Consider the following 15,539-nt stretch of genomic DNA (forward strand, 5'->3'; position numbering starts at 1 on the left):
CATGAGCAACGCGGCGGCAGCAAAACCTAACGGAAAGGACATGGCGTCTGGCAAGGCGCCTTCATCCGGTCCGTTCTCGGCTTTTGAGCGTATGATCGCCTGGCGGTACTTACGCGCGCGCCGTCGTGAGACATTTATCTCCGTCATTGCCGGTTTTTCCTTCACCGGCATCATGCTGGGCGTAGCCACCCTCATCATCGTCATGGCGGTGATGAATGGCTTCCGAGCTGAATTGCTGACCCGCATTCTGGGCATTAACGGGCATCTGATCATGCAGCCGATGGACCGGCCTCTGGATGATTACGCTGATCTTATCAAGCGGATCGATGGTATTCAGGGCGTTCAGTTCGCTATTCCGGTCGTTGAGGGGCAGGCTCTGGTGCAGGGCAATATCGGGGCGGGAACCGGTGCATTGGTGCGTGGGCTTCGCGAAGAAGACCTCGATAAACTCAAGCTCGTTTCCGGCAATATCAGACAGGGCACCTTGCAAGGCTTTGATGAAAGCGGCGGCGTAGCCATCGGCACCCGTATGGCGGAAAATCTCGGTCTTTCCATCGGGGATTCGCTGCGAGTCATTTCGCCCGACGGCGATGTGACGCCCTTTGGCGTCAACCCGCGCGTGAAAGCCTATCCGATCGTCGCGATCTTCGAGATTGGCATGTCGGAGTATGATGCCTCCATCGTTATGATGCCGCTCTCCGAGGCGCAGCTTTTCTTCAATCAGGAAGGAAAGGTACAGTCGCTGGAAATCTTCGTCGATAATCCCGATAAGGTCGATGCGATGCGCGCACCGGTCGAAGAGGTAGCCGCGCGCCAGATTTCCATGGTGGACTGGCGTCAGCGCAACCAGACATTCTTTTCGGCCTTGGAAGTCGAGCGGAACGTCATGTTCATGATCCTGACATTGATCGTGCTGGTGGCAGCCCTGAACATTATTTCCGGCCTGATCATGCTTGTGAAGGACAAAGGGCACGACATTGCGATCCTGCGTACCATGGGGGCAACGCGCGGCGCGGTCATGCGTATATTCCTGATGACGGGGGCTGCAATCGGCGTAACCGGCACATTTGCGGGCGTTATTCTGGGTGTCGTTGTGTGCCTCAATGTTGAGCGGCTGCGCGAGTTTTTCTCGTGGCTCTCGGGCACAACGCTGTTTAACCCGGAACTCTATTTCCTGAGCCAGCTTCCCGCGCGGATGGATCCCGGAGAAACCATTTCGGTCATTCTTATGGCGTTGGTTCTCTCCTTTATTGCGACAATTTTTCCAGCCTGGCGCGCTGCCAAACTCGACCCGGTCGAAGCATTGAGGTACGAATAATGGCGGCAGAAATTATCCTGCGGCTACAGCAGGTCAGTCGCGCCTATAATGAGGTCGACCGCGAACTGGTTATTCTCAAAGATGCCGATTTCACGCTGCGTCGCGGCGAGATGGTCGCACTGGTCGCGCCCTCCGGCGCGGGTAAATCGACGCTGCTGCATACTGCGGGCCTGCTGGAACGGCCCGACCACGGGGACGTCATTCTGGATGACCGCTCCTGTAGCGCACTTTCGGACGATGAGCGCACCGCAGTTCGCCGCAATGATATTGGTTTCGTTTATCAGTTCCATCATCTTCTGCCGGAATTCTCCGCTCTAGAAAATGTCATGATGCCGCAGATGATCCGCGGCCTGACCCGGAAGGAAGCTGCCGAGCGGGCGCAGCAACTGCTCGAGTATATGAAGATCGGTAAGCGCGCTTCCCATCGTCCGGCAGAACTGTCGGGCGGCGAACAGCAACGCGTAGCGATTGCCCGTGCTGTCGCCAATGCCCCTCTGGTGCTTCTCGCCGATGAGCCAACTGGCAATCTCGATCCGACTACGTCCTCTTATGTCTTCGGCGCGCTTGAAGCGCTTGTGCGCCAGTCCGGCCTGGCTGCCCTTATTGCCACACACAATCACGAACTTGCCCGCCGCATGGATAGGCGTGTAACGTTACATGAAGGCAAAGTCGTAGATTTCTGACGGCACGCAACTGTTCTTTCTTTGTTCATTATCAAATACTTCGCCGCGGCTAATCGCACTCTCGGTGGAAGCGTCTTCATATTTCATAAACCTTAAATATAAGGATGAGAACAAAAGGGGGTTGACGAAAGAACATACTTAGAACAAATTACAAACACAAGTGAACAAAGAGGAGTTTTCCACATGGCCGATCTCGTCCACGATGTGTTGTCTTTCATTTCCGTCAGCCTGTTTATCGCGACTTTCGCTATCTGGGTGAGTGTAATCTGAATAGGCGCCGGGTTCTCTTGTGAACCCAATCTCCAGTAACGGCTGTGCCTATGGACATTGTTGCTATCTTCCCCGAAACTGACGAAACGGGTGACAAGAGTCGCCTTGGCGGGACAGGTTACGCAATCGCGGATTGTGTTGCCCGAATGCCGCTGGAAGACCGTTGATGACAGGTCTGCGGCTCGTCAAGATCGGGGTATGGTATGAGCAGTATAACAAGTAGCGTGACGGGCGAGGGTTCTTTGTCGCCGCGTTTTGTTCATCTGCGGGTGCATTCCGCCTATTCCTTGTTGGAGGGTGCGCTTCCTGTCAGCAAGATCATCAAGCAGGCGGTTGCCGATGAATCTCCGGCCATCGCGATTACCGACAGCAATAATCTCTTTGGCGCTCTGGAATTTGCGCAAAAGGCCTCGAAAGACGGTGTGCAGCCGATTATCGGTTGCCAACTGGACGTGGCGTTTGGCGATCATGATGATAATAGCCGCAGCGCCAATCGTAAGGCAGTTCTTGATCTTGCCCCCCTCGTTCTGCTTGCAGCGACGGAGGAGGGCTATGCCAATATCGTGCGGCTGGTCAGCCGCGCCTTTCTCGATACGCCTGCCGGAGACCCGGTGCATATCGAAGCGGACTGGCTTTCTGAGTGCTCTGCGGATGTGATCGCCCTTTCGGGGGGGGCACTTGGGCCAATAGGCCGTGCTTTTGCTGCCGACCGGCCAGACCGTGCTGAAGCGCGTCTTGGCTTTTTGCGACAGGCTTTCGGAGATCGACTTTATGTCGAATTACAGCGCCATGCCGATTATGATCGCGCTCTGGAAGCGCGCACGGTCGAACTAGCCTATGCGATGGACCTGCCGCTGGTTGCGACTAATGAGGTATTTTTCCTCAATGCTGAGGATTTCGAGGCCCATGATGCGCTTCTGGCAATTGCTGAGGGGCAGATTCTATCAAATGACGATCGTCGTCGCTTGACGCCAGATCATTACCTCAAGAGCCGCTCCGAAATGGCCGCGCTTTTTGAAGACTTGCCGGAAGCGCTCGAAAATACGATAGAAATTGCCGAGCGTTGCAGCTGGTTCACGCAAACGCGCAAACCCATTCTGCCGCGTTTCACTGGCGATTCCAATGACCCTGAAGCTGCTGTTCAGGCCGAGGCCGGTGAACTGGCGCGCCAGGCTCGTGAAGGCCTCAGAATGCGGCTGGAAACAGCGGGACTGGCCGAGGGCTATACCGAAGAACAATATGCCGAGCGGCTCGAATATGAGATCGGGATCATCACGCGTATGAAGTTTCCCGGCTATTTTCTTATCGTCGCCGACTTCATCCAGTGGGCCAAGGCGCATGGCATTCCTGTGGGGCCGGGACGTGGTTCCGGTGCTGGTTCGCTGGTCGCTTATGCGCTGACCATCACTGATGTCGACCCGCTGCGCTTTTCGCTGCTGTTTGAACGTTTCCTCAACCCCGACCGCGTGTCGATGCCTGATTTTGATATCGACTTCTGCCAGGACCGCCGTGAAGAGGTGATCCGCTACGTGCAGGAAAAATACGGGCGCGATCAGGTCGCGCAGATTATAACCTTCGGTACGCTTCAGGCGCGCGCCGTGCTGCGCGATGTGGGGCGTGTACTGGAAATGCCCTATGGGCAGGTTGATCGCCTTTGCAAGCTTGTGCCGCAAAACCCGGCCAACCCGGTTTCACTGGCGCAGGCCATCGAAACGGAACCCAAAATCAATGAGGAGCGCGAGAAGGAGCCGGTCGTCGGTCGTCTTCTCGATGTTGCGATGAAGCTTGAAGGGCTTTATCGCCATGCATCCACCCACGCTGCTGGCATCGTAATCGGCGACAGGCCGCTTTCGGAACTGGTGCCGATGTATCGCGACCCGCGATCCGATATGCCCGTCACCCAATTCAATATGAAATGGGTGGAGCAGGCGGGACTCGTCAAGTTTGACTTCCTTGGCCTCAAGACGCTGACCGTGCTTGAAACCGCGGTGAAGCTCGTGGCGCGTAAAGGGATCGAGGTCGATCTTTCGCATCTGCCATTCGATGACGAACCGACCTATGAAATGCTCTCGCGCGGTGAGACGGTTGGCGTGTTTCAGGTGGAAAGCGCGGGCATGCGCAAGGCGCTTCTTGGTATGCGCCCCGATCGTATCGAGGACATTATCGCGCTGGTCGCGCTTTATCGCCCTGGCCCGATGGAGAATATCCCGACCTATAATGCACGCAAGAACGGTGAGGAGGAAATTGCCTCTATTCACCCCAAGATCGATCACCTGATCAAGGAAACGCAGGGCGTTATCGTCTATCAGGAACAGGTGATGCAGATCGCGCAGGTGCTTTCGGGCTATTCGCTCGGTGAGGCCGATCTTCTACGCCGCGCCATGGGCAAGAAAATTCGCGAAGAAATGGACAAGCAGCGGGTCCGCTTCGTTGAGGGGGCCATTGAAGGCGGGGTCGACAAGGCGCAGGCGAACATGATTTTCGACCTGCTGGCAAAGTTTGCCGACTACGGCTTCAACAAGTCGCATGCGGCGGCCTATGCTATCGTTTCCTATCAGACCGCCTATATGAAGGCGCATCATCCAGTCGAGTTTCTTGCCGCCTCGATGACTTACGACATGTCGAACACCGATAAGCTCAACGATTTCCGTCGTGAAGCAAATCGCCTCGGTATCGACGTGGTTCAACCGTCCGTCATGACCTCATTCCGGCCATTCGAGGTCGGAGATAGAAAAATTTTCTATTCTCTGGCGGCCATCAAGGGTGTCGGAGAAGCTGCCGTCGATCACATTGTCGAGGTACGGGCGCAAAAGCCCTTCGAAAGTCTTGAGAATTTCTGTGAGCGGGTTGATCCCAGAATCGTCAATCGCCGTGTGCTGGAAGGCCTCATTAATGCGGGTGCGATGGACTGCTTCGGTCGCGACCGCGCGGCGATGAGCGTCGGCATGGATCGGATTATGGGGTTTGCGCAGCGCACGCAGGAGAATGCCGCCAGCGGACAGGCGGATATTTTCGGCCTGTCCGGTGCACCGAAGGAAACCTTGATCCTGCCGCAGGCGGCACCCTGGCTTCCTTCGGAAAAACTGCACCGCGAGTTTCAGGCTGTTGGCTTTTATCTTTCTGCACATCCTCTCGATGAATATCGCACGGTGCTGGATCGTATGCGGGTTCAGAGCTGGGCGGATTTTTCCGCGGCGGTTAAGCGCGGTGCTAATGCCGGGCGCCTAGCGGGGACGGTGACGGCGCGTCAGGAGCGCAAGACCCGTACAGGAAACAAGATGGGCATCGTGCAACTGTCCGATGCCAGCGGCCAGTATGAAGCGGTACTTTTTTCGGAAGGGCTGGCGCAGTATCGCGATCTTCTGGAAAGTGGCAAATCCGTTGTCATTACAGTGTCCGCCGAAAGCCGCCCGGAGGGAATCGGCTTGCGTATCCAGACGGTTCAATCGCTGGAAGATGAAGCCTGCCGCATGCAAAAGGCACTGCGCCTTTATTTGCGTTCGGCGGAAGCGGTCAAATATATTGTGCCGCATTTCAGCACGCGCGGCGATGGGCAGGTTAGCTTGATCGTCATCAAGGAGGAAGGACAAAGGGAGGTCGAGATCGAGCTTCCGCATCGCTATCGCGTTAGCCCGCAGATCGCTAGCGCCATCAAGGCTATTCCCGGCGTGGTCGACGTCGAACTGATCTGATTTATCAGGAACCTGGGGCTGGCCGGTTCGTTATGCTCTAGTAACAGGGAGTATGAACCATGCCAGCAAAATCACAGGCTCAGCAAAAGGCGGCGGGTGCCGCCCTTGCCGCAAAACGCGGTGAAATCAAGAAAAGCGAATTATTCGGTGCGTCGAAAGAAATGTATGAATCGATGACCGAAAAGGAACTAAAAGAATTCGCGGAAACCAGCCATAAAGACCTGCCGGGACATGTTTCGGAAAAGAAGAACTCCTGATTTGAGATCAGGGGCCAGTAGTGTGTCCGCGTGAATGCAGGCCTAGCTCGCACTCTTGCCCGATGCCAGTTCAATGGCTTTCAGCTTGCCGCCAGCAATACCGCAGCGCAGCGTGATGCTATCCCATTGTGTGCTGTTGGCTCTGGGCCGTGCCTCGCCGGAAATCGCGATTATCATCGTTACCTTACGCGGGTCGCGAGCGCTGAATTTTACAGTCTTGTTGCTTGTGGTGGCGGCGTCAATATTATCCTGCGTGAAGCCGAGCCGATCATATTTTTTGCTTTTTTTGACGTAGTCGTAAGCGCTCGCGACGCATTCAGCGATCTGCGGCGCAGCTTTCTGATCCTGTGTGAGTGTCTGATAATTTCCTTTGAAATCCTTGCCGCGCTTTGGAACCGCATCTGCATGCGCTGCTACGCTAAAACCCAGTGTGAAAATGGTGGACAATATGATTTTGGTCAATTTCATGAAGTTGTTCCTTCTGAAAAGCGGCCGCTTCTGGCGGCCAAGCAATCGATAATAACGATCAGATCGTAAAAGCATTCATCATGTCTATTTCCAAATCAGAATATCCTATTGGCAGATTCGGGCAAGGCAGGATTTTCCATGACAGCCCTGATCGAGGTGCATATTGGTGCGATGGGCCTCATCGCCATCGGGACCGATGACAGTCATAAAAAGTTCGCAGCTTGACTTATGCACCGCGTGCCAGAACTTTTTCTCCCTCTCCGAACCATTCCAGCCGCTTTCCAGATGTGTTCCAGAGCCATCCGAGAATTTAAAGGACATGATGTCGAGCGCATTGGCGAAGGCATGTTCGGATACGCGCCCTTCTGTTGCGCCATTCACCTTGCGGCACTGATAGCCCGGACCAGTGCCGATCTCGGTGATTCTTATATTCTCGCCATAAGTCTCTTTCGCAGCCTGTTTGACGTTGTCACTCCATTGCGCAAGCGTGACTGCCATTGCGCAATTTGTTGTGACGGCGTTGGCGAATTTCAATGGCTCCGTTTTGCCGATGGCGGTCAACGAAAGAGGGGAGTGTGCACCGCATTGCGGCCCATCCCCTAGGGGAGGCTGGAGTTTTCCTTCCACATCACCGTTCATCAGGGCGGGACACGCGACTTGATAGACGCGCTCGTCCTTTTGCGGTGCGGGCTTTTGAATGGGTGCATTATTGCCAAGCGGTTCTCTCGTTCCATTTCGCGATGGGGCAGGGGCGGGAATGGGAACCGCCTTAGGCAGTTCTCGCGCTTTTGCGAAGGAAGGGCTAACCAGGTACGGATCGGATACGGGTAGCAGAAAGAACATGATGGGCAAGGCAAGTGCGGCTCTTTGAAGAGAAGTGATAGAAACGGCCATATTGGCTCCTTTTGATACTGTTTCCCTTGTTTAATGTGAAGATGCGCCTTACCGTTCCTTCACGCTTGATGGCAATTGGTTGCAAACGCGCCGTATAAGGTCCGGAAACAGCGGAAAACGGTGCCCAAGCCTTGACAACTTGCCTCCTTCATGACTAAAAGCCGCCACCGCTGGAACTGTGTCTCCGGCGTTTCATTTGACGTGTCCCGTGGATGAAGATCGCTCTTGCGCGCTTCATCCTGTCAGTCCTTGAAAAACCAAGGGCAGAGGAGGGCGCGTTTCCTGTCTGCGCCTTCGGGCGTCCAACTTATTAAAGGAAATGCGATGAGCAAGCGCGAATCCGCTAAGTATAAAATTGATCGCCGTCTTGGTGAAAATATCTGGGGCCGTCCGAAGTCCCCCGTAAATCGCCGCGAATACGGCCCCGGCCAGCACGGTCAGCGCCGCAAGGGCAAGCTGTCGGATTTTGGTGTCCAGCTTCGTGCCAAGCAGAAGCTCAAGGGCTTCTATGGCGACATCTCCGAAAAGCAGTTCCGCAAGACCTATGACGAAGCTGCTCGCCGCAAGGGCGATACGGGTGAAAACCTGATCGGCCTGCTCGAGTCGCGTCTGGATGCGGTTGTATACCGCGCCAAGTTTGTTCCGACGATTTTCGCCGCCCGCCAGTTCATCAATCATGGCCATGTGAATGTGAATGGGCGCCGCGTCAACATCCAGTCCTACCGCCTCAAGGCTGGTGACGTTGTGGAAGTTCGCGAAAAGTCGAAGCAGCTCGCAATCGTTCTCGAAGCTGCCCAGCTTGCCGAGCGCGATGTGCCTGACTACGTAGAAGTTGACCACAACAAGATGGTTGCGACCTATGCTCGCGTTCCGGTTCTCTCCGACGTGCCTTACGCCGTCCAGATGGAGCCGAGCCTCGTCGTCGAATTCTACTCGCGTTAATTTCGGCCCCGGCTCAATTAGCACAAGAAATGGCCGCCCCTGGTTTCCCCAAGGGCGGCTTTTCTGTATGTAGGCATCAGTTGCACTTATTCGCAGGAAGCACCATGAACGCTTTCGATCCAACTGTTGCGGAGAACGATGGCGGCGATGGCTGTCATCTGCTTTTTCGCGATGTGCCGACTTCGGTCGAATTCAACAAATTGCGCAAGCGGCTCCTGCGCCTGACGCGACAGGCCGTCGATGATTTCGCGATGGTGAAACCCGGCGAGCGCTGGTTGGTCTGCCTCTCGGGAGGTAAGGATTCCTATGGCCTTCTGGCCTTGCTGCTTGACTTAAAATGGCGCGGATTGCTGCCTGTCGAGCTTCTCGCCTGCAATCTGGACCAGGGGCAGCCGAATTTCCCCAAGCATATTCTGCCCGATTTTCTCAACCATTACGGGATTGAGCATCGTATTGAATATCAGGACACCTATTCGATCGTGACGGATAAGGTGCCTGAAACACAGACCTACTGCTCGCTCTGCTCGCGCCTGCGTCGTGGAAATCTCTACCGTATCGCACGCGAGGAAGGCTGTTCTGCTATTGTGCTGGGCCATCATCGCGAGGATATTCTCGAAACCTTCTTCATGAACCTGTTTCATGGCGGGCGACTTGCGGCCATGCCGCCAAAGCTTCTCAATGACGAGGGCGATCTCATGGTGTTTCGTCCGCTTTCCTATGTGGCCGAGGGCGATCTTGAAAAATTCTCGACCGCGATGCGATTCCCGATTATTCCCTGTGACCTGTGCGGCAGTCAGGAAGGGCTTCAGCGCAACGCGATGAAAGCCATGCTGGCTGATATCGAAAAGCGTATGCCGGGCCGCAAGGACACAATGATTCGAGCTATGACCAATGTGCGGCCAAGCCATCTGCTTGACCGCAAGCTGTTTGACTTCACTGGTCTGATGACCGGCAACAGGATGGAGAATGACTGTGCGCTTTGATGAAAAGCAGATCGATTGGCTGGCGGGTCTTCTGGCCGAAGCGGCGGAGCAGGAAATCATGCCGCGCTTCCGTAAGCTTGGGCATGGTGACATCCGCCAGAAGACCTCAGCCGCCGATCTGGTAACAGAAGCCGATGTGAATGCCGAGCATTTCATTACCGCACAGCTCAGCAAGCAGTTTCCCGATGCCCTGATTGTCGGCGAAGAAGCCTGTTCAGATAATCCAGCGCTGATTGAAGGGCTGGGCGAGGCGGAACTTGCCTTCACTATCGATCCTGTTGACGGCACTTTCAATTTCGCTTCCGGCGTTCCCCTCTTCGGCGTCATGTTGGCTGTTGTCGCCAAGGGAGAAACGGTGGCTGGTCTTATTTACGATCCGGTGGGCAAAGATTGGCTTGTGGCTTCCAAAGGAAGCGGTAGCCATATCCGTCGGGCCAATGGCGATATGAGCAAGGTCAATGTCGCGCCGCCTGCGGATATTTCGCAAATGACCGGCTCGGTCTCCTGGCAATATACGGACGAGCCGCTGCGCTCGCAGCTGGCGCGCAATCACACGAAATTTCTCTCGCAGATAGGCTATCGCTGTGCTGCGCATGAATATCGGATTATCGCGACGGGCGGCGCGCATTTTGCTGTCTATAACAAGCTGATGCCCTGGGACCACCTGCCAGGTGCGCTGATTCATCAGGAAGCAGGCGGTTATCTCGCGCGCTGGGACGGTAGCGACTATCTGCCATCACACGCTGCCGGCGGGCTTGTTGTGGCTCCGAATAGGGAAAGCTGGCAGGCTATTCACGCGGCCCTGTGGGCAGAATGAGAACAGTTTGGCCCGCCGTTTCGGCGGGCCTTTTATAAAGAATATTTTATAGTGGCTTGTTTTGTGTTTGAAAGAATCTGCCGCGTTCGGCGATCAATACGCAGATGAGAGCAACAAAGCCAAGCACGCAATAACCTATGGCGACGGGGGTGGTCGTCCCGTCAAAGGCCTGACCGATGATGGCACCGAGCGACGCTCCTATCACGGTCTGCGCAAAGCCCAGAACCGAGGATGCAGTTCCGGCGACGTTGCCAAGCGGCTCCATGGCCAGGGCATTGAAGTTGGCTGTCACCAGGCTGAACGAAAACATGATGGTCATATAGATGACCATCAACAACCAGAATGGTAAATGCCCCTCGGTCGATATTGAAAGCACCATCCAGATCAGGCTGAAACCTGTGAACACCAGCAGCATGGTCTGCGAAATGCGGCGCATTCCGAAACGCCCGACGAGACGGGAATTGAGGAAGGATGCCAGCGCCAGCGTCAATGCCACGGCGGCGAAGGCGAGCGGAAACATCGCGCCCAGTTTATAAATACCGACGAAAATCTGCTGAGCCGAATTGATATAGCCGAACAGCGCGCCGAGAATGAATGACGTGCCGAGCATATAGAACAAGGCCACGCGGTTGGAGAGAACAATACGGAACCCGCCGATTACGCTCTTCATAGTCAGCGGGCGGCGTTGTTCATTCGGCAGTGTTTCCGGCAGGCGGATATAGGCCCAGATGGCGACAGCAGCAGCCAATACGGCCATGGAGAGGAAAATCAGATGCCATTCGCCAAACAGCATGATGATCTGCCCTGTGGCAGGTGCCACGACGGGCAGGATCATGAACACCATCATGACCAGTGACATGACTTCCGCCATTTGGCGTCCGGCAAAACGGTCGCGCACCACGGAAACCGCGATGACCCGCGTCGCTGCCGCTCCGAGGCCCTGTAATACGCGCAGCACGATGAGGGCTGCGAAATTGGTAACGAAGGCCGCGCCGAGAGCAGCGAGAATGAAGATCGCCAGCCCGCCGAAAAGCGGGACTCTTCTGCCAAAACGATCACTCAAGGGGCCATAGAAAAGCTGAGAGACGCCAAATCCCAGCAGATAGGCAGTGATGACGAATTGTGCATGGTTTTCTGACTGAACGCCAAGGCTCGCACCAATCTGTGGCAGGCCTGGCAGCATGATATCGACGGCAAGCGCGTTGATAGCCATGATCGCAGCGATGAGCGCAATAAACTCAGTGCGTGCGCGCATGGATGTTTTCTGGTCCGGCGCACCGTCCTTGATGTCGAGTGGCATGACTGGCGTTCCTTGGTATGAATGTGCGTCTGAATGAGCGGCACGGATCTGGATATTTAAAACAAGCGTGGCGAGTGGCAGTCTGAAACCTGAAAATCAGGCAAATATAAAAGGCGCCGTTAACCGGCGCCTTTGGGAAAACGAGGAGGCAAAAGCCGTATAATGGGCAATTAACCCTCAAGCAGCCTTGGTGGCAATACCTTTATCGCTAAAAAGGGATTGCAACTCGTTGGACTGGAACATTTCGCGGATAATGTCGCAGCCGCCGACGAATTCGCCCTTCACATAAAGTTGCGGAATGGTCGGCCAGTTGGAATAATCCTTGATACCCTGACGGATCTCATCGGAAGCCAGTACGTTGACTCCCTTATAGTCAACTCCGAGATAGTCGAGAATTTGAGCGACCTGACCTGAAAAACCGCATTGAGGGAAACCCGGCGTACCTTTCATGAATAGCACGACATCATTGGTCTTCACTTCGTTGTCGATAAAATCTTTGATCCCGGTCATTTGATTTCCTTTCAGGATGCCAGTTCAAGTTCCGGCTCGCGTAGGGGAGGCTCTGCCTCAATATAGTGCGTTGAATTCTGGTAATCACCCTCTAAAGGCGAAAGCAAGTCAAATTCACGAAAAAGTCCCTACGGTCGAGGGTAGCATGTTGCCGCAGGAGAAAAATCACCGCCCTTGCGGGCGGTGCGTTTTCATTTATTCGGGGACGCTGGTCTGCAAGGCGAGGGCGTGCAGGATGCCCCCCATATTGCCTTTGAGTGCGTCGTAAACCATCTGGTGCTGCTGCACGCGCGACTTGCCGCGGAAACTCTCCGCAATCACTTCGGCGGCATAGTGATCTCCGTCTCCGGCAAGGTCGCGGATCGTCACCTTTGCGTCAGGTATCCCTTCGCGTATCAGCTTTTCGATCTCGTGAGCGTCCATAGCCATGCAAAATCTCCCGCCGTTTCCGGCTACTTCTTATTGTCCGACGAATCGTAACGTATCGTCGTGATACGTCAACATTGATCTGTCTAACGCTTATATCGCAGACAGGCAAACCAGCCGGCGCGGGGACTTTCCGACCGGATGGCAATTGGTAACAGGAAAGTCGAAAGTTCAATTATCGGCTGATGGTTCGCCCTGCATGAATGAAGGGAACCAGCCTTCATAGGCTCTAGTCAGTTCCGCAACCGATACGTCGCAGACACCGCCAAAGCTGAGTCGGTCTCCACCCGCCAAACCAAGCATACGGAACGGGATGCCCGCACCTTCGGCATTCAGTGCGATGAGCTTTGCCATTTCGGGCGTCGCCGCCACGATATAACGCGCCTGATCTTCGCCGAAAAGCAACGCATGCGGCAAGCCCTCGCCAATATCGAGTGTTGCGCCCTTGCCGGATTTGATAGCCATTTCGGCAACAGTGATGGCAAGGCCACCATCAGACAGATCGTGGCAAGCCGTCACCTGACTGTTGCGGATTGCCGAGCGTACAAAATCACCGTGACGCTTTTCCAGAAGGAGATCGACGGTCGGAGCCGGGCCGTCGGCACGGTCGAACAAGTCACGCAAATAGATGGATTGCCCAAGATGTGTGCCGTCGCCACCAAGCAGAAGCAGCGTGTCGCCATCCTGCATGCCGCCGATCCGCGCCATTTGCGTCCAGTCGGGAATGAGGCCAACACCGGCAATGGTCGGTGTCGGCAGGATGGCCTGGCCGTTGGTTTCGTTATAAAGTGAGACGTTGCCGGAAACGATCGGGAAATCCAGCGCGCGGCAAGCCTCGCCGATTCCTTCGATAGCCTTGACAAGCTGCCCCATGATTTCGGGGCGTTCAGGATTACCGAAATTGAGGTTATCGGTGGAGGCGAGCGGCTCCGCACCCGTTGCGGTGATGTTGCGCCAGCATTCGGCCACAGCCTGCTTGCCGCCTTCGAAAGGATCGGCTTCGCAATAGCGTGGCGTCACATCGGACGAAAAGGCGAGCGCCTTGGATTCATGGCCCTCGACGCGGATCACGCCTGCATCGCCGCCCGGAAGCTGCAATGAATTGCCCTGAATGAGGGTATCATACTGCTCGTAAACCCAGCGGCGTGACGAAAGATCGGGCGAGCCGATCAGCTTGAGAAGGGCTGCGGAATAGTCTTCCACTTCCGGCACATTACTGGCTGGCAACGGGCCGTGCTTGCCCGGTTCCATCCATGGACGGTCATATTCCGGCGCTTCGTCGCCCAGTTCCTTGATCGGAAGGTCGGCGACTTCCACACCCTGATGGATGACGCGGAAGCGCAGATCGTCGGTGGTCTTGCCGACAATGGCGAAGTCGAGGCCCCATTTGCGGAAGATCGCCTGCGCCTGTGCTTCCATTTCCGGCTTGAGAACCATGAGCATCCGCTCCTGGCTTTCCGAAAGCATCATTTCGTAAGCCGTCATGTTCTCTTCGCGCACCGGCACATGGTCGAGGACCAGTTCGATGCCGAGGTCGCCCTTGGCGCCCATTTCTACAGCCGAGCAGGTCAGACCGGCGGCGCCCATATCCTGAATTGCGATGACCGCGCCCGAAGCCATAAGTTCGAGACAGGCTTCCAGAAGGCATTTTTCGGTGAATGGATCACCCACCTGGACAGTGGGACGCTTTTCTTCAATCGATTCGTCGAATTCAGCCGAAGCCATAGTCGCGCCACCAACGCCGTCGCGACCCGTTTTTGCGCCAAGATAGACGACCGGAAGGCTAATGCCTTCGGCCTTGGAATAGAAGATGCCATCGGTCTTGGCGAGACCGGCCGCGAATGCATTGACCAGAATATTACCGTTATAGCGTTTGTCGAAATTGACTTCGCCGCCAACGGTCGGCACACCGAAGGAATTGCCATAGCCGCCAACACCGGACACGACCCCGGAAACCAGATGCCGCGTCTTTGGATGATCTGGCTCACCAAAGCGCAGCGCATTCATTGCTGCGACCGGGCGCGCGCCCATGGTGAACACGTCGCGCAGAATGCCGCCAACACCCGTCGCTGCACCCTGATAGGGTTCGATATAAGAGGGGTGGTTATGGCTTTCCATCTTGAAGACGATGCAATCGCCATCGCCAATATCGACCACGCCCGCATTCTCGCCGGGGCCCTGAATGACGCGTGCTCCGGTGGTCGGAAGCGTGCGCAGCCATTTCTTGGATGATTTATAGGAACAATGCTCGTTCCACATGGCCGAGAAAATGCCCAGCTCCGTAAAGCTGGGTTCGCGTCCGATAAGATCGAGAATGCGCTGATATTCGTCCGGCTTGAGGCCGTGCGCTTCGATCAGATCCGGCGTGATGTCGCGCTGATTGGAAATAGTCATGGAGATGAGAGACCCCGTCGCAGGCTGCGGCACCCGAACGCCTTCTGCTGAAGCGCGGACGCCTAAGGATTCAAGGGGTCTCTTTAGCCCAACTCGGCCGGAAGCGCGACAGGAAAATGCCGATTTTATGGCTCAAATGCCGCCTTTGATGGTCTGCCTGCCTATTATCAGCCTCAACAGCCCTTTTCGCCTGATGTCCAACGGCCGACATCGCCGGCAATACGTCCGCCATGGCTTTGCTGCATCATCGGGCCAAAGGCTTCGACGCGGGCCGGATTGCCTTCTGCTTGCACCACCAAAACCGGACGACTTGCCAGATTGCGGGCGGGAAGAACCAGAATACGCGGACGCCCGCTGAACGAATTGAGTTCTGGCGCCAGCGTATAGCCGCGAAAATCCTTGTCTTTCGATTTGAACCAGCAGCTATTGGCCGAAAGTGCGATGTGCTCCATGGTCGGCAATGCGGCCTTTGTGGAATCGAGCGAAATAGGGCCAGGTGCGGGGCGCTGCGTGCAGGCCATAAAAAGCGTGAGGACGGGCAACGCCAAAAGAGCGAATGTCTTTTTAGTCAAGGATGGCTCCGAT

14 protein-coding genes are annotated in these 15,539 nt (G+C 55.6%); 7 read left to right on the forward strand and 7 right to left on the reverse strand.

Translation table 11 applies throughout. The features are described from left to right. The first annotated feature begins 1 nt into the window (after position 1). From KUG47_RS04900 to KUG47_RS04915, 4 genes are all read left to right on the forward strand, one after another. A complete protein-coding gene (locus KUG47_RS04900) occupies positions 2 to 1,318 on the forward strand; it encodes a lipoprotein-releasing ABC transporter permease subunit (RefSeq protein WP_217676786.1) in 1,317 nt (438 codons plus the stop codon). Then, positions 1,318 to 2,001, forward strand: a complete 684-nt coding sequence (locus tag KUG47_RS04905; protein WP_217676787.1) for an ABC transporter ATP-binding protein — start codon at positions 1,318 to 1,320, stop codon at positions 1,999 to 2,001. Before KUG47_RS04900 ends, KUG47_RS04905 begins: the two co-directional genes overlap by 1 nt. A gap of 473 nt (positions 2,002 to 2,474) precedes the next feature. Further along, a complete protein-coding gene (gene dnaE / locus KUG47_RS04910) occupies positions 2,475 to 5,963 on the forward strand; it encodes a DNA polymerase III subunit alpha (protein ID WP_217676788.1) in 3,489 nt (1,162 codons plus the stop codon). Between the two features lie 59 nt (positions 5,964 to 6,022). After that, the gene (locus tag KUG47_RS04915; RefSeq protein ID WP_217676789.1) at positions 6,023 to 6,220 is read left to right on the forward strand and encodes a DUF3008 family protein; all 198 of its coding nucleotides are present in this window, start codon (positions 6,023 to 6,025) and stop codon (positions 6,218 to 6,220) included. Between the two features lie 42 nt (positions 6,221 to 6,262). Here KUG47_RS04915 and bspC read toward each other — a convergent pair whose 3' ends face one another. Together bspC and KUG47_RS04925 are read right to left on the reverse strand one after the other, a co-directional pair. Next, positions 6,263 to 6,688, reverse strand: a complete 426-nt coding sequence (gene bspC / locus KUG47_RS04920; protein ID WP_217676790.1) for a type IV secretion system effector BspC — start codon at positions 6,686 to 6,688, stop codon at positions 6,263 to 6,265. A gap of 105 nt (positions 6,689 to 6,793) precedes the next feature. Then, entirely contained in the window at positions 6,794 to 7,582 is a 789-nt protein-coding gene (locus KUG47_RS04925; protein WP_340162779.1) for an extensin-like domain-containing protein, read from the reverse strand. A gap of 324 nt (positions 7,583 to 7,906) precedes the next feature. Here KUG47_RS04925 and rpsD point away from each other — a divergent pair, with 324 nt between their 5' ends. The 3 genes from rpsD (at position 7,907) to KUG47_RS04940 (ending at position 10,324) form a co-directional block, all read left to right on the forward strand. Further along, positions 7,907 to 8,524, forward strand: coding sequence for a 30S ribosomal protein S4 (rpsD, locus tag KUG47_RS04930; protein WP_217676791.1), 618 nt, complete (start codon positions 7,907 to 7,909; stop codon positions 8,522 to 8,524). Between the two features lie 104 nt (positions 8,525 to 8,628). Continuing rightward, positions 8,629 to 9,507 carry a tRNA 2-thiocytidine(32) synthetase TtcA gene (gene ttcA / locus KUG47_RS04935; protein ID WP_217676792.1) on the forward strand — a complete coding sequence of 293 codons (879 nt, stop codon included), beginning with the start codon at positions 8,629 to 8,631 and terminating at the stop codon, positions 9,505 to 9,507. Further along, positions 9,497 to 10,324: an inositol monophosphatase family protein gene (locus KUG47_RS04940; protein WP_217676987.1), complete on the forward strand. Its 828-nt coding sequence runs from the start codon at positions 9,497 to 9,499 to the stop codon at positions 10,322 to 10,324. The genes ttcA and KUG47_RS04940 overlap by 11 nt, the downstream gene beginning before the upstream one ends. Positions 10,325 to 10,370: 46 nt before the next feature. On the opposite strand, the gene KUG47_RS04945 is transcribed toward KUG47_RS04940, so the two are convergent. The 5 genes from KUG47_RS04945 to KUG47_RS04965 form a co-directional block, all read right to left on the reverse strand. After that, complete coding sequence (locus tag KUG47_RS04945; RefSeq protein ID WP_217676793.1) at positions 10,371 to 11,624, reverse strand: multidrug effflux MFS transporter; 1,254 nt, start codon at positions 11,622 to 11,624, stop codon at positions 10,371 to 10,373. 177 nt (positions 11,625 to 11,801) lie between these two features. Further along, complete coding sequence (gene grxD, locus KUG47_RS04950; RefSeq protein WP_217676794.1) at positions 11,802 to 12,134, reverse strand: Grx4 family monothiol glutaredoxin; 333 nt, start codon at positions 12,132 to 12,134, stop codon at positions 11,802 to 11,804. A 195-nt stretch (positions 12,135 to 12,329) separates the two neighbouring features. Next, positions 12,330 to 12,563 (reverse strand): BolA/IbaG family iron-sulfur metabolism protein, encoded by a 234-nt coding sequence (locus KUG47_RS04955; RefSeq protein ID WP_217676795.1) that lies wholly within the window; start codon positions 12,561 to 12,563, stop codon positions 12,330 to 12,332. Between the two features lie 168 nt (positions 12,564 to 12,731). Continuing rightward, complete coding sequence (purL, locus tag KUG47_RS04960) at positions 12,732 to 14,954, reverse strand: phosphoribosylformylglycinamidine synthase subunit PurL (protein ID WP_217676796.1); 2,223 nt, start codon at positions 14,952 to 14,954, stop codon at positions 12,732 to 12,734. Between the two features lie 173 nt (positions 14,955 to 15,127). Then, a complete protein-coding gene (locus KUG47_RS04965) occupies positions 15,128 to 15,526 on the reverse strand; it encodes a hypothetical protein (protein ID WP_217676797.1) in 399 nt (132 codons plus the stop codon). Positions 15,527 to 15,539 lie beyond the last annotated feature (13 nt).

It is taken from the genome of Falsochrobactrum tianjinense (genome assembly GCF_019100495.1).
Lineage (GTDB): Bacteria > Pseudomonadota > Alphaproteobacteria > Rhizobiales > Rhizobiaceae > Brucella > Brucella tianjinense.